Annotated in this window: 20 protein-coding genes, 1 tRNA gene and 3 pseudogenes; 11 read left to right on the forward strand and 13 right to left on the reverse strand. The window is 60.6% G+C overall.

Annotated features, from left to right (window positions below; genetic code table 11):
- The first annotated feature begins 17 nt into the window (after positions 1 to 17).
- Both ACETII_RS02255 and ACETII_RS02260 read left to right on the forward strand, forming a co-directional pair.
- Positions 18 to 299: a YciI family protein gene (locus ACETII_RS02255; RefSeq protein ID WP_363349407.1), complete on the forward strand. Its 282-nt coding sequence runs from the start codon at positions 18 to 20 to the stop codon at positions 297 to 299.
- Positions 300 to 722 carry an EVE domain-containing protein gene (locus ACETII_RS02260; protein ID WP_472786946.1) on the forward strand — a complete coding sequence of 141 codons (423 nt, stop codon included), beginning with the start codon at positions 300 to 302 and terminating at the stop codon, positions 720 to 722.
- A 106-nt stretch (positions 723 to 828) separates the two neighbouring features.
- On the opposite strand, the gene ACETII_RS02265 is transcribed toward ACETII_RS02260, so the two are convergent.
- The 4 genes from ACETII_RS02265 to mdh form a co-directional block, all read right to left on the reverse strand.
- Positions 829 to 2,619, reverse strand: coding sequence for a tetratricopeptide repeat protein (locus ACETII_RS02265; RefSeq protein WP_405044834.1), 1,791 nt, complete (start codon positions 2,617 to 2,619; stop codon positions 829 to 831).
- Between the two features lie 281 nt (positions 2,620 to 2,900).
- The gene (sucC, locus tag ACETII_RS02270) at positions 2,901 to 4,091 is read right to left on the reverse strand and encodes an ADP-forming succinate--CoA ligase subunit beta (RefSeq protein ID WP_363349409.1); all 1,191 of its coding nucleotides are present in this window, start codon (positions 4,089 to 4,091) and stop codon (positions 2,901 to 2,903) included.
- Between the two features lie 135 nt (positions 4,092 to 4,226).
- Positions 4,227 to 4,844, reverse strand: coding sequence for a carbonic anhydrase (locus ACETII_RS02275; RefSeq protein ID WP_363349410.1), 618 nt, complete (start codon positions 4,842 to 4,844; stop codon positions 4,227 to 4,229).
- A gap of 183 nt (positions 4,845 to 5,027) precedes the next feature.
- The gene (gene mdh / locus ACETII_RS02280) at positions 5,028 to 5,990 is read right to left on the reverse strand and encodes a malate dehydrogenase (RefSeq protein WP_472786947.1); all 963 of its coding nucleotides are present in this window, start codon (positions 5,988 to 5,990) and stop codon (positions 5,028 to 5,030) included.
- A 279-nt stretch (positions 5,991 to 6,269) separates the two neighbouring features.
- Between mdh and ACETII_RS02285 the strand changes: the two genes are divergently transcribed.
- Positions 6,270 to 6,824 carry a hypothetical protein gene (locus tag ACETII_RS02285; RefSeq protein WP_472786948.1) on the forward strand — a complete coding sequence of 185 codons (555 nt, stop codon included), beginning with the start codon at positions 6,270 to 6,272 and terminating at the stop codon, positions 6,822 to 6,824.
- A gap of 116 nt (positions 6,825 to 6,940) precedes the next feature.
- A tRNA-Lys gene (locus ACETII_RS02290) sits at positions 6,941 to 7,016 on the forward strand.
- Positions 7,017 to 7,355: 339 nt separating this feature from the next.
- On the opposite strand, the gene ACETII_RS02295 is transcribed toward ACETII_RS02290, so the two are convergent.
- The 5 genes from ACETII_RS02295 to ACETII_RS02315 all read right to left on the reverse strand — a co-directional run bounded on the left by ACETII_RS02295 (position 7,356) and on the right by ACETII_RS02315 (position 12,112).
- Complete coding sequence (locus tag ACETII_RS02295) at positions 7,356 to 8,189, reverse strand: amino acid kinase family protein (protein ID WP_472786949.1); 834 nt, start codon at positions 8,187 to 8,189, stop codon at positions 7,356 to 7,358.
- Between the two features lie 12 nt (positions 8,190 to 8,201).
- Complete coding sequence (locus tag ACETII_RS02300) at positions 8,202 to 9,011, reverse strand: amino acid kinase family protein (RefSeq protein ID WP_472786950.1); 810 nt, start codon at positions 9,009 to 9,011, stop codon at positions 8,202 to 8,204.
- 213 nt (positions 9,012 to 9,224) lie between these two features.
- On the reverse strand, positions 9,225 to 9,821 hold the full coding sequence (locus ACETII_RS02305) for a DUF1190 domain-containing protein (protein ID WP_472786951.1): 597 nt from the start codon (positions 9,819 to 9,821) through the stop codon (positions 9,225 to 9,227).
- A gap of 539 nt (positions 9,822 to 10,360) precedes the next feature.
- On the reverse strand, positions 10,361 to 10,837 hold the full coding sequence (locus ACETII_RS02310; protein WP_472786952.1) for a VanZ family protein: 477 nt from the start codon (positions 10,835 to 10,837) through the stop codon (positions 10,361 to 10,363).
- Between the two features lie 300 nt (positions 10,838 to 11,137).
- Positions 11,138 to 12,112 (reverse strand): NAD-dependent epimerase/dehydratase family protein, encoded by a 975-nt coding sequence (locus tag ACETII_RS02315; RefSeq protein ID WP_363349422.1) that lies wholly within the window; start codon positions 12,110 to 12,112, stop codon positions 11,138 to 11,140.
- A 639-nt stretch (positions 12,113 to 12,751) separates the two neighbouring features.
- On the opposite strand from ACETII_RS02315, the gene tnpB reads away from it, so the two are divergent.
- Together tnpB and tnpC are read left to right on the forward strand one after the other, a co-directional pair.
- Positions 12,752 to 13,096: an IS66 family insertion sequence element accessory protein TnpB gene (gene tnpB, locus ACETII_RS02320; RefSeq protein ID WP_472786953.1), complete on the forward strand. Its 345-nt coding sequence runs from the start codon at positions 12,752 to 12,754 to the stop codon at positions 13,094 to 13,096.
- 72 nt (positions 13,097 to 13,168) lie between these two features.
- Positions 13,169 to 14,738 (forward strand): annotated as a pseudogene (gene tnpC, locus ACETII_RS02325) (IS66 family transposase).
- Positions 14,739 to 14,757: 19 nt separating this feature from the next.
- Here the strand turns inward: tnpC and ACETII_RS02330 are convergent.
- Both ACETII_RS02330 and ACETII_RS02335 read right to left on the reverse strand, forming a co-directional pair.
- Positions 14,758 to 15,125 (reverse strand): annotated as a pseudogene (locus ACETII_RS02330) (IS5 family transposase); the annotation flags it as partial.
- A gap of 104 nt (positions 15,126 to 15,229) precedes the next feature.
- Complete coding sequence (locus ACETII_RS02335; RefSeq protein ID WP_472786954.1) at positions 15,230 to 16,810, reverse strand: hypothetical protein; 1,581 nt, start codon at positions 16,808 to 16,810, stop codon at positions 15,230 to 15,232.
- 226 nt (positions 16,811 to 17,036) lie between these two features.
- Here ACETII_RS02335 and ACETII_RS02340 point away from each other — a divergent pair, with 226 nt between their 5' ends.
- Genes ACETII_RS02340 through ACETII_RS02360 form a run of 5 tightly spaced genes read left to right on the forward strand, consistent with a single transcriptional unit; the run spans position 17,037 to position 22,386 of the window.
- On the forward strand, positions 17,037 to 18,512 hold the full coding sequence (locus ACETII_RS02340; protein ID WP_363349425.1) for a UbiA family prenyltransferase: 1,476 nt from the start codon (positions 17,037 to 17,039) through the stop codon (positions 18,510 to 18,512).
- 13 nt (positions 18,513 to 18,525) lie between these two features.
- The gene (locus ACETII_RS02345) at positions 18,526 to 19,851 is read left to right on the forward strand and encodes an FAD-binding oxidoreductase (RefSeq protein ID WP_472786955.1); all 1,326 of its coding nucleotides are present in this window, start codon (positions 18,526 to 18,528) and stop codon (positions 19,849 to 19,851) included.
- Positions 19,848 to 20,597: an SDR family NAD(P)-dependent oxidoreductase gene (locus ACETII_RS02350; RefSeq protein ID WP_472786956.1), complete on the forward strand. Its 750-nt coding sequence runs from the start codon at positions 19,848 to 19,850 to the stop codon at positions 20,595 to 20,597. The genes ACETII_RS02345 and ACETII_RS02350 overlap by 4 nt, the downstream gene beginning before the upstream one ends.
- 11 nt (positions 20,598 to 20,608) lie before the next feature.
- Complete coding sequence (locus ACETII_RS02355; protein ID WP_363349428.1) at positions 20,609 to 21,055, forward strand: GtrA family protein; 447 nt, start codon at positions 20,609 to 20,611, stop codon at positions 21,053 to 21,055.
- A gap of 47 nt (positions 21,056 to 21,102) precedes the next feature.
- Complete coding sequence (locus ACETII_RS02360) at positions 21,103 to 22,386, forward strand: NAD(P)/FAD-dependent oxidoreductase (protein ID WP_472786957.1); 1,284 nt, start codon at positions 21,103 to 21,105, stop codon at positions 22,384 to 22,386.
- Between the two features lie 796 nt (positions 22,387 to 23,182).
- On the opposite strand, the pseudogene ACETII_RS02365 reads toward ACETII_RS02360, so the two are convergent.
- Positions 23,183 to 23,545, reverse strand: a pseudogene (locus ACETII_RS02365) (transposase); the annotation flags it as partial.
- A 29-nt stretch (positions 23,546 to 23,574) separates the two neighbouring features.
- Complete coding sequence (locus tag ACETII_RS02370) at positions 23,575 to 23,841, reverse strand: MEDS domain-containing protein (protein ID WP_472786958.1); 267 nt, start codon at positions 23,839 to 23,841, stop codon at positions 23,575 to 23,577.
- Between the last annotated feature and the right edge of the window lie 76 nt (positions 23,842 to 23,917).

Raw genomic sequence — 23,917 nt, forward strand, 5'->3', positions numbered from 1 at the left:
GCCACGAGGTTGAAACCTTGCTCTTCGTCGCCCTTTGCCAGGACAAGCCGGGTCATGTCGATCTGCGCCTCTCGACCCGCGCCGCCCACCTCGCCTTCCTGGAGACGCATGCGGCGCAAGTGAAGCTCGGCGGGCCCTTTCTCGACGGCGAGACGCCCGTGGGCTCCATGCTGATCCTCGACTGTCCCGACGAGGCCGCGGCGCGCGCCCTGCTCGCCGAGGACCCTTATGCGCAGGCCGGTCTGTTCGAACGGGTCGAGTTGCGCGCCTGGAAGCGCGTCGTCGGCGCGGCGCTCTAGATGGCGCACTGGCTTCTCAAGAGCGAACCCTCGACCTGGTCCTGGGACCAGCAGGTCGCCGCAGGCGCGAAGGGCACGTTCTGGAACGGCGTGCGGAACCATCTCGCCAAGAAGCATCTCATGGCGATGAAGAAGGGCGAGCGCGCCTTCTTCTATCACTCGAACGACGAGCGCGCGATCGTCGGGATCGTCGAGATCATCAAGGAATATTACCCCGACCACACCGACGAGACCGGCAAGTTCGGCATGGTCGACGTAAAGGCGGCGAAGCCGCTCGCCAAGCCGGTGACGCTCGCTCAGATCAAGGCCGAGCCGCGTCTCGCGGAAATGGCGCTGGTCAATAACTCGCGTCTGTCGGTCCAGCCGGTGACGGATGCGGAGTGGGCGCTTGTGATGAAGATGGCGGGAGAAAAGAGCGCGTAATTCCCTCGCCTCGTCATGGCCGGGCTCATCCCCCGGCGAGGGACGCCCGGCCCAGGGCCGGGCATGACGACGTCACCCGCAGCCTGCGCGGAAAAAACGTCGCCGTCTATCCGCCCGTCTTGCCCGTGGCGTTGGCGACCTCCGGCTGATCCTTCAGGCCATTCTTGATCTTGTCGAGAATCTTCGGCAGGTCTTCGGGCTCGGGGTTCAGATCGCGCGCATGGTTCCACTGGAACTGCGCTTCGAGCTTGCGGCCCACGCGCCAATAAGCGTCGCCCAAATGGTCGTTGATGACCGGATCCGACGGCTTCAAATCGATCGCCCGCTCGAGCTCGCGCACGGCGTCGTCGTAGCGGCCGAGCCGGTAATAGGCCCAGCCAAGGCTGTCGACGACATAGCCGTCGCGTTGCCGCAAGTCGACGGCGCGGCGCAGCATCTTGAACGCCTCGTCGACGTTGACACCCTGATCGACCCAGCTGTAGCCGAGATAATTGAGCACCAGCGGCTGATCCGGATTGAGCTCCAGCGCCTTCTTGAGATCGGCTTCCGCCGCCTTCCAGTCCTTGCGGCGCTCATTGGCGATGCCGCGATAATAATAGAGGAGCCACTGGCTCTTCTCGTCCTTGGGGAGAAGCGCAATCACGCGCGAATAGGTCGCGGCCGCGTCGCCATAGAGCTTGCGCGAGCGCTGCAGATTGCCGAGCGCCGTCAGCGCCTCCTGGTTCTTCGGATTGGCGGCGACGACCGCGGAAAGATGGTCCGTCGCTTCCTTCGATTTGCCGAGCGTCTCCAGAATCAGCGCCGCCTGAATATCGGCGTTGACGCGCAGCGGGCTGTCCTTGGGCACGCTGTCGTAAAGATCGATCGCCATCTCCGGCTGCTTCATGCGCTCATAGACGTCGCCCAGCGTCAAGATCGCGAGGGCGTTCTCCGGCGCGAGAGCGAGCGACAGGCGCAGATAGATGAGCGAGGCGAGTTCGTCGCCCTGCCGGCCGCCGATGGCGCCGAGCCCGTAGAGGGCTTCGGCCGCGCCGTCATCCGCTGTACGCACAAAAGGCGGCAGCGGCTTGCCCTCGTTGAGCGCCGCAATGGCGGCGACCACGATCGGGTGGCCGGGCGCCACCTCGTTGAAGGTTTCGTAGAGCTTCTTCGCGTCCTCGCGCTGGCCGCGGCTCGCGAGGAAGCGGGCGTAGGCGTCGACCAGACGCAGCGTGTTTCGCTCCGCCGCATAGGCGGATTTGAAGCGCTTTTCCGCCTCCGCCTTGTCGCCGCCGAGATCGGCGATCAGCGCGCCGTGGTAATCCCGGAAGACGACGAAAATGTCCTCGTTGAGCGCGTCGAGAGTCTGCAGCGCCTTGCGCGTATCCTTGGCGCCGGCGTAGGTCCAGGCGGTGAGCAGGGTCGTCGTGATGTCGCGGCGACGGTCGCCGCCGCCCTTGGCGAGTTCCGCGCGCGCCGCCGCGTAACGGCGATTCTTGAAGAGATCCACGCCCTTGGTCAGGTGTGCGAGTCCGTTGCCCTTGTCATGCGCGAGCACGCGTGGCGCCAAGGCGACGGCCTCCGCCATGGCGCCGTTGGAGAGCGCTGCGACGAAAGCGCGGTCGATCAGGTCCTGATTGTTCGGATCGTCGCGCAGCGCCTCGCGGAAAAACGTCGAAGCGGCGAGCGTGTCCCGCTCGGCGCCGGCCACAATGGCGGCGAGGTAATTGCCCGACAGGCTCGTTCCGACCTCGAAGGGCCGCGGGACCGACAGGGTTCCTTCCCGGGCCGTCGCGTGGCTGGACCCGGGCAAGGCGCAGGATAGCGCGAAAACGGCCGCGACCGCCGTCGTGCGAAGCGGCAGCCGGCGCCTGACGCCGCGAGAGAAGATGGCGAGCGGGCGAACGAGTTGAAGCACAGGCGCTTTCCTAGAAAAGAGGCGACGCGGCCTGCGGCAGACGCGGCCGTTCCGCCAGGACGAGTGGCCGGAGTTCAGGAGATTCGCGGTTAAAGATGGCGGTTTTGCGCTCGCAGCGCAAGGCGAGTCCCGACGCAATGATTGTCGGCCGGGGCAATCGTCGCCAGACCCCTGAAAAACTACAGCCCTCGCCCTGGCGTGCAGCCGTTGAAGAGGCCGCGTACAGGGCAAGGGCGATGAAGCGTTTGAGGGACGCGTCGTCCCCCTTCAGAACGTGAGCGTTAGCTGATCGCCTTGACGATCTTCTGCGCGGCGTCGTCGAGATCGTCAGCCGGGATCACATTGAGTCCGGACTCGCTGATGATCTTCTTGCCGAGTTCGACATTGGTGCCTTCGAGGCGCACGACCAGCGGCACCTTGAGCCCAACTTCGCGCACCGCCGCGATCACGCCTTCGGCGATGGTGTCGCAGCGCATGATGCCGCCGAAGATATTGACCAGGATGCCCTTCACGTTCGGGTCGGCGGTGATGATCTTGAACGCCGCGGTCACCTTCTCGGTCGTGGCGCCGCCGCCGACGTCGAGGAAGTTCGCCGGAAAGGCGCCGTAGAGCTTGATGATGTCCATCGTCGCCATGGCGAGGCCGGCGCCGTTGACCATGCAGCCGATGTTGCCGTCGAGCGAAATATAGGCGAGGTCGTATTTCGACGCCTCGATCTCCTTCTCGTCCTCTTCCGAGAGATCGCGCAGCGCGGCGAGTTCGGGATGGCGATAGAGGGCGTTGTTCTCGAAGCTCACCTTGGCGTCGAGGCAGCGCAGCTTGCCGTCCTTGGTGGTGATCAGCGGATTGATCTCGAGCATCTCCATGTCTTTCGCGACGAACGCGGCATAGAGTTTCTCGACCAGGTCGCCCGCCTGCTTGGCGAGATCGCCCTTGAGATTGAGCGCGTCGGCGACGCGGCGACCGTGATGCGGCATCAGGCCGGTGGCCGGATCGACCGAGAAAGTGACGATCTTCTCGGGCGTGTCATGGGCGACGGTCTCGATGTCCATGCCGCCTTCCGTCGAGACGACGAAGGCGATGCGCGAGGTCGCGCGGTCGATCAGCATGGAGAGATAGAATTCCTTGTCGATCGCGGCGCCGTCTTCGATGTAGAGGCGGTTGACCTGCTTGCCGGCCTCGCCGGTCTGCAGCGTGACGAGCGTCGCGCCGAGCATCTGCCTCGCGAAGGCTTCCGCCTCTTCGATCGACTTGGCGATGCGCACGCCGCCCTGCGGGCCGGCCTTCTCTTCCTTGAATTTGCCCTTGCCGCGGCCGCCGGCGTGAATCTGCGCCTTCACCACATAGACCGGACCCGGAAGCTGCTTGGCGGCGGCGGCCGCCTCTTCGGCCTTGAGCACCGGCACGCCGGCCGCTACGGGCGCGCCGAACTCGCGCAAAATGGCTTTGGCCTGGTATTCGTGGATATTCATGCGGTGGGCTCTCCCTCGAAGCAAGAAACGGCGGGGCTTGCGGCCTAATGGCCATGGCGGGGCGGCGGCGTCAAGCGGACGGGAGGTCGCGGGGGCGTTGCAGCCGTTGCGTCGTTTCGACCAAGGCGCGGCCGCTCATCCCGCTTCGTGCCCGGCCCGCCCGTCGACCAGCACGTCGATCTTTCCCGACTCGACCCGGTAGAGCCAGCCGTGGATGCGCGGCAGCGGGCCGCCGGCGTGCATGTTCCGGATGATGGCGAGGCTTTTCAAATGCTTGATCTGCAGTTTCACGTTCTCCGCCGTCAGCACTTCGAGCTTTTGCTCGCGCGACAGATGTTTCTCGCGGGCGATGCGGTCGGCGGCGTCCTTGGCGCCGCTCGCGATGCAGAGCCAGTCGGCGATGTAGTTTTCGTGAACGCCGTCCTCGATCGCCGCAATGCCGCCGCAGCGCGTGTGGCCGCAGACGATAATGTCCTCAATCTTCAGATGGACCACGCCGTATTCGATGATCGACGCGACGTTGACGTCGTTGAAGGCGATGATGTTGGCGACGTTGCGATGGACGAACATGGTGCCGGGTCGCGAGCCCGTGATCACGTCTTCGCTGACGCGCGAATCGGAGCAGCCGATCCACAAAACCTTCGGCGACTGCCGCTTGGCGATGGCCTGATAATACGCCGCGTGGGGATAGAATTCTTCCGACACGAACTGCTCATTGCCTTTGAGCAGGTCGTCAATTGTGTGCTTCGACATCGGGTCCGGCTTCCTAGAGATGCGCAAGTATAAGCGCAGCCGTGACTTTCAGCAAAGTTTGGATCAGCGCCCCCGTCCCCGCCGGGCGCGGATATCGACGATCGGCGCCGCAATCGGCGAAGAGCCGCCGCCGCCGCGCCATATCCGAAGACCCGCCATGTCCGAAGAGACCATCTCTTGCTGTCAGGCGAAAGCCGGGTTGAGACCCTTGGCCGCCTGAATCAGCGTCTTCACGGAGTTCACGGATTTGTCGAACATCGCCTGTTCTGCGGCGTCGAGCTTGATTTCCATGACTTTCTCGACGCCATTGGCCCCGATGACGACCGGCACGCCGACATAGAGCCCGTTCACCCCATATTCGCCATTGAGATAGGCCGCGCAGGGCAGCACGCGGCGCTTGTCCTTGAGGTAGCTTTCGGCCATCGCAATGGCCGAGGTGGCGGGAGCGTAATAGGCGGAGCCGGTCTTGAGCAGGCCTACGATCTCGCCGCCGCCCTTGCGCGTGCGGTCGACAATGGCGTCGATGCGCGCCTGGCTGGTCCAACCCATGGCGATGAGGTCCGGCAGCGGCACGCCGCCGACCGTCGAATAGCGCACCGAGGGCACCATGTCGTCGCCGTGGCCGCCGAGCACGAAGGCGCTGACGTCCTCGACCGAGACCTTGAACTCCTCCGACAAGAAGTAGCGGAAGCGGGCCGAATCGAGCACGCCGGCCATGCCGACCACGCGGTTCGTCGGCAGGCCGGACGCTTTCTGCAGCGCCCAGACCATGACGTCCAGCGGGTTGGTGATGCAGATGACGAAGGCGTTGGGGGCATATTGCTTCACGCCCGCGCCCACCTTGGCGATGACGCCGAGATTGACCGAGAGCAGATCGTCGCGGCTCATGCCAGGCTGGCGCGGAACCCCGGCGGTGACGATGACGACGTCCGCCCCGGCGATGGCGGCGTAATCGGAAGCGCCGGCGAGATCGGCGTCGAAGCCCGAAACGGGCGACGCTTGCGCGAGGTCCAGCGCCTTCCCCTGCGGCACCCCGTCAACAATGTCGAAGAGCACGATATCGCCCAGTTCTTTCAGACCGGCGAGATGAGCGAGCGTTCCGCCGATATTGCCGGCGCCGATCAGAGCGATTTTCTTCCGCGACATAATCAATCTCGTGCTGTTATTTCCCTCAAACTGCTAGCGCGCTTTTGCGCGCGAGGGAAGACGCGGCGGCGGCTTTTTCCGCCCGCCGAAACCTCAATGGGAACAAGCGGGCTAACTCACTCGCAGTGCGCCCAAATCACCGGCGCCGGCAGCGCGCGCCTTATTCGCAGGCAGGACAAAAAACCGCGCCCGGGCGCAAATGTCGCAGACCTTGCGGGCCGCCGCCGCGCTTCCCACCTGCCTAGCGGGGCGCCGTCCGGGCGCCTGAGAGGATTGAATATGGGCAGTTTCATCTCGCGCAGTCGGCTCGTCGCCATCGCCGCCGCCGTGGCGCTCTCGGCCGTGACGGCCGCCGCGGCCGAGGATCCCGACGAAGCGGACCTCCTGAAATACTTCGAGAAAGTCGATGTCTGGCATTTCCCCGTCGACGCCACCGTTCGCTACAACGACCAGGACGCCGTGGCGACGCGCGAACTCGTCTTCAAGGATGAGCAGCCCAAGGGCGCGCTCTGCTATGTCCGCTTCGACCTTTTGCGCGGCGAAGGCGATTATGGCTATGGCTTCAAGCCCTCGGCTGCGCCGGAGGATCGCAAGACGACCGTGTGGGGCACGAATGCGCTGAAGCGCGGCACGGTGCTCGACCAGTATTATTCGACCCTGCGCCTCAACGTGATCTACTTTTTCGTGGACGGCCCCAAGTCCGCGGGGGCCAAGGACATTTGTGAGAAGAAGCAATCGGCGCCGACGGCCCAGGCCGGGAACGCTTACAAGGGCCCCTGGGCCGACCTCGTCACCAGAGTCCGCGCGATCCACGGCTGGCCGGCCCAGAAATAGGCTCGGCCAGCCTCCCGTCGGGAAAATTGGTTCCGTCGGGCAACACGGCGCTGGACAGGGGGATCGGCATTTGATATTCGCTCCCCCGTTCCGAGAGCGTCGTGACGCCGACGGACGGGCGCATAGCTCAGTTGGTAGAGCAGCTGACTCTTAATCAGCGGGTCCAAGGTTCGAGCCCTTGTGCGCCCACCATTAAAATCACCGGGTAGAGATTAGAGGTAGGGCCTCTGGCCCGCGACAAGGGCGCTGTCGCCGCCTTTGCCGCGACGGCGCTGGAAAATCTCGCGCCAGAGACCGGTGTGACCTCGAGGATCCATTGCCCGTGACTTCGGCTTGCACGCATTCGCTCGAGCGGTAGAGCGTCGCCCAGCGTAACAGGGTTCGTTGTTCCGGCTGCCTTGTTCGGGATGGCTTGGCAAGGCGCCCGCGCAAACATCGTCACGTTCAAGCTATGACCAAGGCGACGCTTCGCTTACACGCCTGTCGCCGCGCGATACGGGCTCTCCGCCGATCCACCTCTTGTGGATCGCCCTATGCCTTCGCCGCGCTGGTGTGAATGATCGTTCCCACATGCTCGCCCCGCAAAGCGGCTGTGAGCCGGCCGGGCGCGAGGCCGTTGACGATCTGCACATGCTCGAGGTGGCGGGCCGTGGCCATCACATCGAGAAGCGCGCGGTCGAAAGGCAGAGAGCCCTCGACCTTCGCGAGATCGGGGGCGCTCGTCTCGCGCACGAGCTGCGCCTGCTGACCCTCGGGGCCTTTCGGATCGGCCGTATACACCCCGTCCACATCTTCCACGATCGTCAGACCGGCCGCGCCGAGCGCGTCCGCCACGAGAAAGGCGCCCGTGTCGGCCCGGTGTGGCGGAATGCGGGACGTCGGGAACTCATGGTGGTGATAGGGCGGGAAAGCGCTCCCCACCACCGCGCGGGCGGCGGTGAGATGGATCGCGAGCTGGCTCGCGATCGTCGGATGCTCGACATAGGAGACGCCCTCGGGGGCGAGCAGCGAGGCGAGGATGTGGCCGTTCTGGCCTGCTTCGCTCGCGGCGAGCGGCGCAAGCGATCCCACGGGCAGGCCGAGGTCGAGACCGACGCCGTAGAGATGGCGCGCGCGCACGCCTGCGCCGGTCAATATGAGCATGCGATGCTCGGGCAGGAGTTTACGCAGCTCCTCCACGACGGGAAGGATCGCCTCCGCGCCGCGATCCATGATGGACCGGCCGCCGATCTTGACGACATGAAGCCAAGGAAGCAGCCGGATCGGACGCCGGCCGGCGACCGGACGGGTGAGGTCGCTGTCGAGAAGGGTCTGGCGCGCGAGCGGCGAGGCGACATGCTTGATGCTGTTAACCGTGTCGGTCATGGCCGTCTTTCTTCAGCTCGCGGTGATGATGGTGCCGACATGTTCGCCGGCGAGCGCGCGGGTCAGATTGCCCGGAACCAGGCCGTTCACGACCTGCACCTCGCGAACGTGGCGCGCCGCCTTCAAGAGGTCGAGCACGGGGAATTCGAGGATCGAATCGTGCAGGCCCTGCGCCTTCATCTCGTCGACCGAAATCCTTGCAATGAATTTGGCGTCCTTTGCAGTTTTCGGATTCGCCGTATAAAGCCCGTCCTCATCCTTCACAAAGATCATGGCCTTGCAGCCGAACTGCTCGGCAAGCAGAAAGCATCCGGCGTCGGTGCGGTAAGGGGGAATGACGCCCTCGGCGGCAGGACGCATCCAGAGATTATACGGCGGCATGCCGCTGAAGACGACGGCGTTGACCTCGGCGAGATAGAGCGGCACTGCAGACATCCCGGCGCCGTTGACCGCCGAGACCCCGTGCTTTGCGAGGAGTTGACCAAGCATCGCCGCGTTCTGATCGGCGACGGAGGCTCCGAGTTGCGACAGGACGCCCGCCGGCAGGCCGAGCCCCGCCGCAATCGAATAGAGATGCCGAGCTCTTGTGCCGGCGCCGGTTCCGATGAGCAGCTTATGCGCTTTGCGCGCAGCGACGATCTCGTCGACGAGAGGGAAGAGGGCGGCGCGGCCACGATCGATGACGCTCTGCCCGCCGATCTTGATCACTGTCGCGTCCGGCAAAATACGAAAATCGGCGGCGGCTTCAGCCGCGGCCAAGAGCTGCGGATCGGTCAGCGATCGCTGCATGAGGAGCGCTTCGAGCTCCGCCGTCGTGGACATGAGACGCCTTTCGTTCGTCGCCAATCGCCCAAGCGCCGAACTGGGAGAAGTTTTTCCGACGCTGTCCAGGGCGTTGGCCCCTTGCAATGCCTTGGGTAAAGGCGGAGGCGCGCCTCTGCAATATGCGAAAATCGCGTGTTGTTTATGGGATTGGCCAGGCGATTGCGGAATTTTCGCGCGGTCCGAATCGTCAATTGTTGAACAATGCGCGTTTCACCGCTTCGGCGCCGGATAACAGGCCGTCGAAGCGTCTTTTCCATCGGGCTCGATGACCGAAGAACAATCGAAATTCGGATCCATCGGCGGGCGCGGCGGAAGAGCTCCCCCAGGCCCGCCGCCTCCCCTTTCCAGGGCGCCGCCGAAGGGAGCCGCATATCGAACTTGCGTGGCGCGATAGTCGATGTGCAGGTCGCGGCTTAATGCGCTTCTCGCGCCGAACCTGACGATGTTGCCGGCGATGAGCGGCGAAACGGTGATGCTCTGATTGGATCGGACCTCCACGGCAAAACCCGTTTGTCTGGGATGAAAATAAATCCCGCTTTTCTTGCCTGCCCAGCCGGCGGCGCCGCTTATGCCGACGCTGCACCCCTGCCGAAACATCCTTTCGCATTCGGGACGCGAGGAAAAGCGCGGCGCCTTCTCGCGAAACTCAGCTTCGGCGTTGAGCGCCGCATTGCTGCAAATCATGTCGCTGACTTTCCCACTCGCGCGGCAGCCGGCTTCGGAACCGAATATATGCGTTCCAGGCTGGTTGCTTTGCGCTGCCGCTGACGTCGCCGGCGGGTCAAGGAATAAAGCAATCAGGATCAAAGAACGTCGCATCTCCAGCTCCTTGGTCTTCTGAAATTATTTCTTGCTCAAGGCGGCGACCCCTGCTGCTGCGGTCAAGAGACGTCGCTGGGCGTCGGCGCATGTAAACCCCGACGCCGTGCTTTTCATTTCTTACCATGAAGATTGGAGAAACTTAGACCGGCGAATGGAGGCGCTAGCGTTACGATGCGTCGTTGCTTTGCGCCGGCCGGGCTGTGCTGGTGGAGCCTGCGCTTGATCTCCGCCACCCTGCGGCGAGAGAAAGCTACCGAGAGACCGCAACGATCCGCGTCGTGCTTACCGACTTTTTCCATTATGCTCGCGGTCGCGGCGGCGGCCATGCGCTTATTATAAGGGGCGGATGAGCCCAACGGCCGTCGCCGGCTGGGCTCCCGCAGCGGCGCCGTCGACCGCGCTTGGCGCAAAGCTGGGTTATTCGGGATCGACATTCGCGCACGATTGGCGCTATTGCGCCTTATCGCGCATGCCTTTGACCTGACGCGCCGCCCCTCAATTGGCTTCCGCCAGAATAGCGCGCGCTAGGCTTTCTTTCCTAACTCGCGCAGTTTCTGGACCGCCGCGGCCGCGGCGATCGCCGCCATCGGGCGACGCGCGATATGTGCGGCGGCGATGCGCGCGACAAGCGCCCCGAACAACACCCCCGCCGTCAAGCCGCTCGCGCTCGCCAGCGCATCGCTCAAACTGGGCGTGCGCCCCGGCGACAACTGCTGGGCGACTTCGAGGACGCCGCTCGCCACCGCAAGGCACGACCATCCGAGAAGGCGCTGGCGAAGCGACGACGCCGCCAGCGGCAGAAAAAATCCAGCGCCGGCATAGGCGATGAAATGCTCGAATTCTTTCGGCATGCCGGTCTCGGGCCGCTCGGCGTAGGGCACGAGCGACAGAACGACGATGGCGACGACGCACGCGGCGACCGCCAGGCGCGCCGGACGCGAGATCTTATCGCTTTGCAAAAGACCGGCGGGCTCTTCAGACGCGCCTTGGATATCAGCCATTTGGATCGAAACGTTAACGGTCGCCAATGCGGCTTTCAACCGTAGCATCCTGCGCCAGCGATGCAAAATCCCGCGCTCCGGCGTCGCCGCGCGCGACGCGTGCGAAAGCTGAAAGGGCGCAACGAAATCGGCCTAGGCGTCCCCGCAGGAGGAAATGGCGATTCTTCGGATTATGAGTCAGATAATGAGGCTTTGTCGCGCATCCGCACACGGCGCCGCGCCCATCTGCGTCGCGGCCGCCGGCACGAGACGACGCCGACAGGGATTGATAAAAACTCCTGTCGGCGGCGTTTACTGTGTTTAAGCCGGACTATTTTTGCGCACGCGCTGCTCGATCCATCGATAGGTGACCTCGAGCCCTTTACGCAGCGGCTGCGACGGCGCCCAGCCGAGTTTTTCCTTCACGAGCCGATTGTCGGAATTGCGTCCCCGCACCCCGAGCGGACCGGGCACATGCTTCTTTCCGACGCGCTTGCCGGCGATATCGGCGACAATGTCGACGAGCTGGTTGATCGACACCATCTCTTCGGAGCCGATATTCACCGGTCCCTCGAAATCCGGCGACCGCGCAATGCGCAACGTTCCCTCGAGACATTCGTCGATGTAGAGGAACGAGCGCGTTTGCTTGCCGTCTCCCCAGATCTCGATCTCGTCGCCGTCCATGGCGCGCGCGACTTTGCGGCAGATCGCCGCAGGAGATTTTTCCTTTCCGCCGTCCCAGGTGCCCTCGGGGCCGAAAATATTATGGTAGCGAGCGACCCTGTTGCGCATGCCGTAGTTGCGGTTATAGGCGAGATAGAGACGTTCGCTGAACAGTTTTTCCCAGCCATATTCGCTGTCCGGCGCGGCCGGGTAAGCCGAAGCTTCAGCGCAGTTCGGATTGTCGGGATCTTCTTGATTATAGGCCGGATAGATGCAGGCGGAGGACGAGTAAAACACATTCTTGATGTTTCGCTTCATGCACACGTCCAGCATGTTGAGATTGATTGTTGCTGAATTGTGCATGACGTCGGCGTCATGATCGCCGGTGAAAATATAGCCGGCGCCGCCCATATCGGCGGCGAGCTGGTAGACCTCGTCGAAATAGCCGTCGACGACGTCGCGGCAAAAATCCTGGTCCCGCAAATCGCCGATAAGAAAATCATCGGCGCAGGTTTCGGCGTGTTCATGGAATTTAAGGTCGACGCCGCGGACCCAAAAACCTTCACTTTTTAAGCGCTTGACCAGATGACCGCCAATAAAGCCGCCTGCCCCACAAACAAGAGCCTTGCGCATAATCCGTCCTTCCGAATTTGCTTCGTCCTGCCCCTTCCCCAGATGCGTCCGGCGACATGTGGGGGAGAGACGCAAATACGTCGGATTTTGGGCGAATGCAATAGACGAGGCCCGGGTTGAACAAGTCAAGCATTAGGGGCATTCCAGTAAGTCATTGGCTCTTTCAAAACGCTCTGTGGAGGACCGTCGCCGCGCCGCTTAGACCTTCGGCGCGTGCATCTCCTCAGAAAACCAGCAGTAGAGCTAAAGCCCACTACTTCCTTCCCGCTCGTCGTTCACGCATTCGAGATCGGCGTTCCTCTCTTTACCGAAGGCTCAAATGGCAAGGGTCGATAACGCAGTTTGTCGCGCCTCGACGTCGCGCCGCCGGGTCGGCTTTTCCATTGACTGAATGATCAGCATCGAAAGCAAGCAGACCCGTCTGGCAGGCGCGAGAGAATAATAGCGGCTCCGGCGCGCTGCTCGTAAACTGGCTTCGTTTCGCCAAACGCCAGGTACTAGGCTTATTCCTAATAAGGCTGCAGCAGCCAATCGGCTAGCTGTTCGCGCCAACATCGGCCGGGGGGCGTCATCCTGCGCATCGGCCCCTGTGTGCCGACAAAACGGGTGGTCGAGCTCATTTCGCGCGGCACGCCTGGCATGATCCCTCCACATGCTCGTATTGTTCTGGCGACGACACCGGTCGATTTTCGCAAAGGCCCGGACGGGCTGGCGTCGCTCGTGCGCGACGCTGGCGGCGATCCCTTCGGGGGCGCCCTTTACGTCTTTCGAGCCAAGCGCGCCGATCGCGTGAAGATTATCTGGTGGGACGGCACGAGCCTGTGCCTGTTCGCCAAGCGACTGGAGACAGATCGTTTCTGCTGGCCGAAGCTCATGTCGGGAACGATCCATATGTCCGTTTCCCAGCTTACGGCCCTCGTCGAGGGCATGGATTGGACACGGGTTCGCAGCGCGCCCCGAACACGGCCGACGAGCGTCCGCTGAAGATGCGGCATAGTGATTCAGGGAGAAGAAAGGGGCGCCACAAATCGCCGGTTTTATGCTTGTCTTTAGAGCATGGACGGCGACCTGCACGACCTCCCGGACGACCCCGCGGCGCTGGAGGCGATGATCGCCGACATGCGGCTTTCGCACGTCTCTCCAGGCGGAAGTCGCGGCGCTGAAAGCGGCGGGCACCGAGGCGCAGGCGCGGATCGAACGCCTGCATCTTCTGTTGAAAACCATTCAACGCGCGACCTACGGGCGCAGCTCCGAGAAGCTTGACGAGAGCCAATACGCCTTCTCCTTCGAAGAAGTGCAGACGGGGCTTGGCGCGGTCGAGGCCAAACTGGAAAACCTTCGGCCAAAAGCGGCTCATAAATCCGGCGGCCGTCGTCCGCTATCGGCGCATCTGGAGCGCATTGAGGAAGTCATCGAGCCGGATCCGCTGACGTGCGCCTGCGGCGCTTGTGCGCGGGTAAAGATCGGGGAGGACGTCACCGAACGCCTCGACGTCACCGCGCCAAAGTTCCGCGTGATCGTGACGCGCCGCCCCCGATACGCCTGCACGGCATGCCGCGAGAGCGTCATCCAGGCGCCGGCGGCCGCTCGCTTGATCGAGGCCGGGATCGCCACGGAGCGACTTCTGGCCACCATTGCCGTCTCCAAATACGCCGATGGATTGCCGCTCTACCGCCAGGAGGCGATCTTCGCGCGCGAGAGGGTCGAACTCGGGCGCAATCTCATGGCCGGCTGGATGGGGCATGTCGGGTTCCACCTCGAGCCGCTGGCCGAACGTCTCTTTCAGCTCATCCGGGCTGGTGACAGAATCTTCGCCGACGAGACAACCCTGCCGGTGCTTGCGCCCGGACGGGGCCGAACGCGGACTGGCTATTTGTGGACCTATCTGCGAGACGACCGGCCCTGGGGCGGCGCCGGGCCGCCGATCGTCGTCTACCGCTTTGAGGACAGCCGCGGTGCGGAGCGCCTCGAACGGCATCTGGCAGGCTGGCGCGGCATCCTTCAGTGCGACGGCTATGCGGCCTATCGCCGACTTGCGGAGCCCGACCGGCTAGGCGGACCGGTGACGCTTGCCTGCTGCTGGTCGCATCTGCGCCGGGAGTTTTACAAACTCCATATCGCGGGGGTCTCGCAGACGGCGACCTTAACGGTCGAGCGCATGGCGGACCTATGGGCGGTCGAAGAGCAGATCAGAGGTTGCGATCCGCAAACCCGTCGTGACGTTCGCCGCCAGGCCTCGACGCTGATTGTTGACGAGCTTCAGACTCAATGGGAAGCCGAGCTGGCGCAAATCTCCGGAAAATCCAAACTTGCGGAGGCGATCCGATACGGCCTGACTCGCAGGACGGAGTTCCGATGCTTTCTTGATGACGGCCGCGTCGAGCTCGACAACAACAGCGTGGAGCACGCAATCCGGCCGCAGACCATCACGCGTAAAAATGCGCTGTTCGCGGGGTCAGAGGCGGGCGGCGACACCTGGGCGACAATCGCATCGCTCTTGGCAACCGCGCGTCTCAACGACGTTGATCCCAACGCATGGCTGACACAGACGCTCGAGCGGATCGCCGCCGGTTGGCCCAACAAAGACATCGACGCACTCATGCCCTGGAACTTCGCAAGCCCCTGACGGCACGTGTCGGACGCTTACCTCGGGAGCGCCCCCAAACATCGATTATCGCTTGCAGCTTTCGCGCCCTTATTGCCGTCGCGCCTTGCTGATGCACGCGGACAACGGAGCTGTCGATCATCTGCACATCGCCCTCATGCGCCTTGACGATCGCGTCCATCAGACGATCCCAGACGCCGGCCATCCGTCAGCGGTTGAACCGATTGTAGACCGTCGTGCGTGGACCATAGCGCTCTGGCAAGTCACCCCACGGCGCGCCGAGCGCAACAACCAGAAAATGCCGTTGAGAACACGCCGGTCATCAACCTGCGGGACGCCACGGGGCTTGTTGGGGAGGTGCGGCTCGTTCGCCTTCCACTCGAAATCGGTCAGCTCATAACGGGCCATGGCAAAGCTCCTTCAAGGAGCTTGAATCACGCCACTGTGGATTCGGGAATCCCGACCGCGCCGTTTATGAGTTTACGTCCTAGTATAAATGCAGACAGGTAGGTTTAGTTCGAACTCTCTTTGCGCACTTCAAACAGATTGAATAGCGTCGCTTTCTTCCTGAGCTCGAACGACCACCCCTCGCTAGCGAGCTGTTCATGAACCCACGCACCCGATGCGTCACAAAACAACAAAAATTTTCGATGATCTCTAAGGAATTGGTCATAATCCGCTACGTTCGTCCGGAACCAGGGACCGACAAGGCGATACATGCCTTTTTCCACGCTTGTAACGCCAAGCCAGCGGCTCGCGTATTCGCGATTGCTGAGATAGACGAGACGGTCCTTGATGGGCGCTTGGGCATAATGGCTAAGCTCGAGAAACTTATGCGTTTCACAGGACACAATAGGTATTGATGCGTCCGTGTCGGACTGGAGGATATCAACCGCAGCAGCAAGCTCGTTACGCTTAGCTTTAGCTTCCTTGAGGATTTGCCAGCCGGCTAACGCAAGGAATACAGCGACGCTCATGGCGCTGGCTTTGGCGAAGGAGCCGTTCCTACCAAACGGCAAAAAACATATCGAGAGGATGGTCGCCGTGATGATGCTTACGCCGAATATCATCTGGATGAAATAGCGATCGACAAACGCGCCCTTCACGACGTAGGTGACAATCAGGCCCAAGAATGGCAGAAGCGACGCTCCTATTGCAATAGCCCATTCTGCAGGAGGAAGTGGGTTTGCGGGCCGTATTTCTTCGCTATAGGGCTCCCTGAGCCAGCCCCTGATCGCTAACGGGACCAGCCAGCTCATAGCAAGTATGGGCGCGCTCCACGCGCTGATGTAAGCAACCCTTACGACATAAGCGGCGTCGGCCAAGGATCCTCGCGAGGCCCAAAAGGTTCCAACATTTTCCTTCGCGCTTATGAACAACAAGGGGAGATTCAGGCCCAAGGAGGCTAGGGGCGCGAGAAAAAGCACCGCGATCACTGCTAGGTCGAAGGCGTGCGAGGAACGTTCGCGCAAAGCTTCGCCTAGAACGAGGATCGGAAGGATCAGGACGCCAAAGTAGTGAATCCCTGGCAACACAAAAAGCGAGACCGTCAATAACAAAAGAGCAGGGCGACGCCACTTTGGGTCTCCAGCCGCTTGCCATGCGCAAAGGGCAAGGCCTGTGAAGCCAACTAAAAGTCCGTAGGGCCGTCCCTCACTAAGGTATGAAGCAAATCCAGTCGCCGCTGGCAACATGGCTCCAATGGCTGCGTAGGAGGGACCAATTCGGCGACGAAGGACAAAGAAGATCGACGACAGTCCGACCAGAAATCCGAGGAATGACGGCAATCGTACAGTCACCTCACTGGCGCCGAACCAATGTAAGACATTCCACATAATGATGTAGTAGAAATACGGCATCTGCTCGCCACCCGTGGCAAGAGCCTGCCAGACCTCCGAGAGCGATGCCAAGGAGCCGATGTAATATGTGAATAGTTCGTCGTTCCATAAAGGACGTATCGACAAAGATGAAAACGTGAAGGCAAGGAACGGCAAAAGTCCTATCGTCAAGAAAATCGAGCCAAACCGAGCGAGACTTGCGTCCGCCATTCTTATCAAGAACTCAATACGAGTCTGTTTTGGCAGGAAATTCACGATCTTTCCTTTTATATCGACCTGCCCACACCGGTTCAGATGAAACGATCCGGATCCCGCTGCTTGGGCTGTGGCTTTATTTATTAGCGACCACACGCTGGCGATACAAGCGCCAATGAGCCTTTATCTTGGCTATATATTTGGGATTTAGGGACTTTGATCTTAATTGTGCCTCTGATACAGCTCAATTTAAATCGACTTCCGCATGTCAATAGGCCCCAACTACATGACCTTTTCAGTCCATGGTTCCGATGTTCGTCGAGCGGTTGATAGTATACCTCACGATGTCTCCATCCCCTTGGTGTTAGACATTGAAACGCTGTTCGCAACGGCGATCCACCATGAGTCGATTTTATTCTTTTTGAAGCGCCACCCCGCTTGGAGGCTTCCTTATTGGCTCCTCAGGAACCGAAGGACGCTGAAGCAATCGATCTCCTCTGCGCTCTCGGATGACGAGGCGACAAGTCTGCCTATCAACGAAGATCTGGTCGCGCTGGCGGCGGAGGAAGCCAGTCGAGGCCGCGAGGTCGTTATCGTCACAAGCTCGAATGTCCCATTAAATTCAAAATTGCAGAAGCAGTTCGTTTTTGTTAGTAATGTGCTCGTTTTGGCGGACAGCGGGAACAGTCTCGATCGATCCGCCAAGGCAAAGGAAATTGCAAGGCGCTTCCCTGAGGGGTTTATCTATGCGGGTAATTCCGCGTCCGATCTCGATGTCTGGACCGTCGCCTCGGCCGCGATTCTGACGAGGCGATCGACGACGTTGCAGAAACAGATCAGCGAACGCACCGAACTCTTCGCTACAGTGCCTGCTAAGCGGCTTGGTTTGAACTCTTTGCGTCGCGGACTGCGAGTTCATCAATGGGCCAAAAACGCTCTGATATTTGTGCCCCTCATCTTGGGAGGCAAGGTAGCGGACGCATCAGCGTGGTTATACGCACTGGGATGCTTTTTGGCCATCAGCCTCCTGGCGTCCTCCACCTACGTCCTCAACGATCTGCTGGATCTCGCTGACGATCGAAAGCATTGGTCCAAGAGGCACAGGCCTCTTGCCAACGGCGAACTCCCTATCGCGACAGGGGTGGGTCTGATGGCTGGCGGAGCGGTTCTGGCTTTTTCGATCGGCCTTGCAATTGGACAATCCTGCGCGCTGATGCTCCTGGTGTACCTTTGCATTAGCCTGTTGTATTCGTGGCGGCTCAAACGCGAGCCGTTGATAGATGTCTTCGTTCTCGCCGCGTTGTTTTCATTGCGCCTCGGTTTGGGCATGGTCGTGGCTGATGTGCCTTTCTCGATGTGGCTGCTGGTCTTCTCGATGTTCCTGTTCTTTTCCCTTTCGACTGCTAAGCGGCAAACGGAAATCGCGCGCATGGTTGAACATGGGCATCGAAAGACGCCGGGGAGGGGGTACTACGCGAGTGACGGTCCCCTTCTTCTCGCGCTCGGCGTCGGCGCGATGATCGCCACAGTTCTTATCATGGTAATCTATCTCGTCGAGGATGCCTTTCCCGTTGGTTACTATAAAAATCCGAATTTTCTCTGGGGTTTCCCCGTGATCATCTTCCTTTGGCTGGGGAGGATTTGGCTGCTTGCTCACCGGGGGGAGCTCCAAGATGACCCGGTCGCATTTGCGCTCAAGGACCGTGTCAGCCTAATTTATGGGGCGATGATGGTTCTGATTTTTGCCGCAGCGGTGGCGTAGAAGAGATAAGATTGTGAGCTCTCCTCCCCTCATCGATCGTGACGATTATTGCTCGTGGGGTAGAGTCGTCCGCCGGAGGCAGCGCGTCGTTCGTCCGCATTTTTTTTCTGAATTGCCCGGCCTCGTCGGCCTTCCTTCGTCCAAGCTTGCGATTGGGCGACGGCGATCATACGGTGACTCTTGTCTCAATAGCGATGGCTCGCTCATCGATATGTGCGGTCTTGATCGCTTCATTTCTTTCGATGCCAAAAAGGGCGTTCTGCGGGCCGAAGCGGGGGTAGTCCTTTCCGATATTCTCCAACTTACCGTGCCGAGCGGCTGGTTTTTGCCCACGACGCCCGGGACGCGCTTCGTTACGCTTGGCGGCGCTGTCGCCAATGACGTGCATGGCAAAAACCACCATAGCGCAGGCTCAATCGGCCGCCATGTGCGGGCGATAGGTCTGCTTCGGAGCGACCGGGGGAGATTGACGGTTACGCCGGCGTCGGAGGTTGCGCTGTACTCGGCGACAATCGGTGGGCTCGGCCTGACCGGAGTCATCGAATGGGTCGAGCTCGATCTTGCCAGAATAGCCGCCGCCCACGTTGACGTTGAGTGCCTGCCTTTTGAAAATCTGGAAGAGTTTTGGGCGCTCTCCGCGGAAAGCGTCGGGAATTTCGAACATACGGTCGCGTGGATCGATTGCGTTTCAAAGGGCTCGAAGATCGGTCGAGGAATTTTCACGCGGGGCAATTGGTCGACAACCGGCTCGCTCATCCCTCATAAGGACGAAACTTGGAAGACCGTACCTATAGAAGCGCCGTCTTCCTTGCTGAACACTCGCTCGATCGGTGCATTCAACGAGGTCTATTACCATCTGCAAAAACGAAAGAGGAAGTCTCGGCTCCATTACGCCCCGTTCTTTTATCCGCTAGACTCTGTCTTGCATTGGAATCGGCTATATGGCCGCAGCGGCATGCTGCAATATCAATGCGTCATCCCCAAAGGGGAAGCTCGTCCGGCGATCCCGCATATGCTGAGCGAAATTACCAGGAGCGGGGGCGCCTCTTTCCTTGCTGTCCTGAAAACTTTCGGGGCGCTCGCCTCCCCAGGGCTCCTGTCCTTTCCTCGGGAGGGCGCTACCCTGGCGATCGACTTTCCCAACCGTGGGCGAGATACTCTCGAGGCGCTCGCCCGTCTTGACCAGATCGTACAGGAGTTCCATGGCGCACTCTACCCGGCTAAGGACGGGCGCATGCCGGCGCGATTATTTCGTCAGTCCTTCCCCAGGTGGGAAGAATTCAGCAAGGCCACAGATCCTGCCATGAGTTCAGATTTCTGGCGACGAGCAGCTTCATGACCGTGAGAGCGAGAAATATCATTGTCCTCGGTGCCACGTCTGCGATCGCAGAAGCCACGGCTCGCATTTGGGCGGCAGCCGGCGCGAACTTCGTGCTGGTCGCGCGGGACCCGGCGCGTCTTCAAGCGATCGCTCAAGATTTGAGCGTCAGGGGGGCTAAGAGTACGTCGATCGTGAGCATTGATTGCGTCCGGGCCAATGCGAGGGACGAGCTTCAAAAAATGGTCAAGACGCTCGGCCGACTTGACCTCTTGCTCTTGGCCTATGGCGCTCTCGGAGATAAGGAGATACTGGAACAAGACCAGAAGGCCATTGAGCGCTTAGTCGCCACGAATTTTACGAGTTCCATCGCCTGGTCGCTTGCAGCCAGCCGTATTTTGGAGCAGCAGCGTTCCGGAACGCTCATTGTCTTGGGGTCTGTAGCTGGCGATCGCGGGCGTCAATCAAACTTCGTCTATGGCGCGACAAAAGCCGGTCTCGCATGCCTCGTTGAGGGAATTGCTCACAAATTGGCGCCAACGGGCGCTCGCGCCGTGGTAGTGAAGCCGGGTTTAGTGGATACACCCATGACCGAGGCATTTCAAAAAAAAGGTTTCCTCTGGTCTCGTCCGGAGGATGTCGCCCGGATCATCGCAAGGAGCGCCGAGCGTGGAGGCCCGATCGTATACGCTCCTTCATTTTGGGGGTGGATTATGTTGATTATACGCCTTGCCCCAACCTGGATCTTCAACCGGCTCAGAATATGATTGGGTGCGCAGTGCCTTTCAAAAAAGTCATCCGGGACCTTGCAGGCGAACGGTCGCAGTTCGTCAAGTTCGTCGCGGCTGCTGGCCTGTCTGTTCCCGTCAATCTTGCGTCGCGCGCGTTATTTTCTTTGGTAACTTACTTTGAGGCGGCGGTTGCTTTGTCGCATTTGTGTGGGATGACGACCGCCTACACGCTGACGAAACTTTTCGTGTTTGAACCGACGGGAAGACCCGTTGCCTCCGAGTTTACGCGTTTTGCGATCGTAAACGCCGCGTCGCTCGTTCAAACGTGGATCGTAGCCGTTGGCCTCGTGAGGCTCGTCTGGCCGTTTTTCGACGTAACGTTCTATCCGGAACTGACGGCGCATTTTATCGGCCTATCAAGTTCCGCTGTGACGTCGTATTTCGGACACAAGAAACTCTCCTTTGCCCGCACGGGGACGATCGCGGAGCGTTAGCAGTCGTAGCTGGCGGATATGTCCATCTTCTGTCCTGTAGGTCTCGAATGTCTAAAGTAATTATTATTGGAGCCGGCGCGATGGGCTTGGCGGCTGCCTATCAGGCGGCGACGGAAGGCCATAGTGTCGAGGTTCTGGAAGCAGCGCCCGAGCCGGGCGGAATGGCGGCTCATTTCGACCTGAGCGGTCTTTCGATTGAGCGCTTCTATCATTTTGTGTGTAAGTCCGACGCGCCGACTTTCCAGCTCATGGAAGAGCTTGGAATCGGAGATAAAATTCGGTGGAAGCGCACGACCATGGGGTATTTTACGGGGGGGCGTCTGCACCCCTGGGGCGATCCATTGTCCTTGCTGAAATTTCCTGAGGTCAGCTTGATTTCTCGATTGAGATACGCGTTGTTCGCATTTGTCTCGATCCGCAGAAGGAATTGGCCGGCACTCGAAAACGAGCCGGCCCGAACCTGGATCGAAGGCTGGTGTGGATCCGATGTTTATGATCGACTATGGCGACCGCTATTCCACTACAAATTCTACCGATACGCCGATGACATTTCCGCAGCATGGATATGGACAAGAATCAAACGGCTGGGAAAGTCGAGGAAGTCAATCTTTAGTGAGCAGCTCGGGCATATAGAAGGTGGTAGCCAGACTCTGGTGAATGCGCTGCGGCAAGGAATAGAAGCTCTCGGCGGTCAGATAAAATGTTCCTGCCCTGCAGAAAGGGTGATGACAGAAGCAGGCCGAGTGGTCGGCGTGAGGACCCCGCATGGAACGCTCCGAGCGGACGCGGTTATTTGCACCGCGCCCATACCTTTGGTTCCAGATCTCGTCCCTGACCTTCCCGAAGACTTGCTCGCGCGCTACCGCAGCATCAAGAACATCGGCGTTTGCTGCCTTGTTTTCCTGCTCAGTCGCTCAGTGACGCCTCACTTCTGGGTTAACGTTTCGGAACCGGGAATAGAGATCCCAGGATTCGTCGAGTTCTCGAACCTGAGAGACTTGGAAAACACTGTCGTTTATATTCCGTATTATATGCCTACAGATCACCCCAAGTTTAGCTGGTCAGACGATGAGCTCCTCGGCGAAGCCCTCTCATACCTGCAGCGCGTAAATCCTGAAATACAGCGCGAAGATGTTTGCGCCTCGCATGTCGGCCGATTACGTTACGCTCAGCCTGTTTGCACGACAGGGTTTGCAGCGCGTATCCCGCCTGTCCGGACGCCGATCGACGGGCTGCAAATCGCTGACACCTGCTTCTATTACCCGGAAGATCGGGGTTTGTCCGAGAGCATCAGACTCGGAAGAGCGATGGGGCAGAACATATCGCCTTAGCAGGCTGTCAGGGGCCATCTTGGCTTGAGAATTTCCGATTCCGAATCGAAAAAGCCATTAAACGTGAGAACACGCTTGGTCGATATTCTCACCTTTAATGGGTCTTCCTCAATTCCTGTTGCAGTGATTGCTACACAGGAAGCAGGGCCCGGAAGAGCTCTGGCCCTGCTCGTCCATACATCGTTCGTTTGAGTGCCTTCAGGCGATTGATCTGTCCTTCTGTCTGGCCGTTGCTCCACGGCTCTGGCCAGTCCTCTTTCATAGACTCGACTTTTGCAGCTTGATTAACGGTCAACAGCCCACGCGGCTTGATGCAGAGCGCGGCGGCGACGATCGGTGAGATCGAGCGTCCAGTCGCGGGATCGACGGGTCGCGGATTCGAAACAGTCGATGTGGTCTTTACAGTCCTGGATCTCGGATTGCGCCACTTCGCCAGCAGCCGTTCGAGATTTGAGAAACTGCCTGTGTAACCGCGTGCTCTGATCTCCTGGAACAGGCGCCGGCCGCGCACGCAACCTTCCGACCAGCGACGCGATAGATATTCTTCGAAATGCCGCGGAGACGCGGCGATCGAAACCGTCTGGCGCGCGATCTCCATCACATTTCTCCCCTCCTTGTGGAGCGCGCGAACCCGCCCGAAAACCGCTTGCCTTGAACGCTCATTCGCTACCCTGGTGAGGCGGCGGTGCTCAGCGCCGCCGTGCTTGTCTCTCACGCTGGCGACCTCCTCGCCGTCTGCCGGCAACAATGGACGTGCGGAAAACCCTGATGCGCGGCCGAGTTGCGCCTGAACGGCCTCCCGCAGGTTCTGCAGGATATGAAAACGGTCGGCTATTTGCCGTGCCTGCGGCGCGCCTTCGTCGGCCCCTTGGGCAAATGAACCGCAGCGATCGCGACTGACAATCTCGACGCCAGGATGCCGCTTGAGCCAGTCCCGGTCATGCCTGCGGCGCGTTCGCGAAATAGATCGAGCACCTCCCGTCGCTCCAGGTCCACGATGATGGTCCCGTAAGTCGAGCCTTTGCGCCAAGCCCAGTCGTCGACGCCTACGACGCGCGCCGTCTCCTCTGAGCCGCGCGCCTTTACTCGTCGTTTGAGACAGCGCAGTGTCGTGTCGTCGCTGGTAGGCATCCCAAAGCGAATATCCAAAGATCCGCATGGCCGCCGGATTCGTTGACACGATGGCGCCTACTCATCGGTGGTGATGACGCCGTCGCAGACGCCTTCGAGGGTGGCGCGCAGGCGAGCTTCACTCTCTTTCAGACCTTGCTCGATCCGCTCGCGGGAGAAACTCTTGGACGCCCGCCAACGGCCGTCTTCCTTGGCGAGGACGAAATCATGCGTTGCGATGACGTCGAAGATTTCGCTCATGCTCCACTTCTGCAGCGAATAGGCGCACATCGCGAGAATCCGCTTATGTCTGACGATGCGGTCGATCGCCGCCTCATAGCGCACGAAACTCCCAATCGTCCCGCGCCAGCGAAAAGGTGCTGCCGCTGATGCGGAGGCCGTCATAACCACGTTCAAGGGC

The sequence above is a fragment of the Methylocystis sp. NC52PC genome (assembly GCF_055698645.1).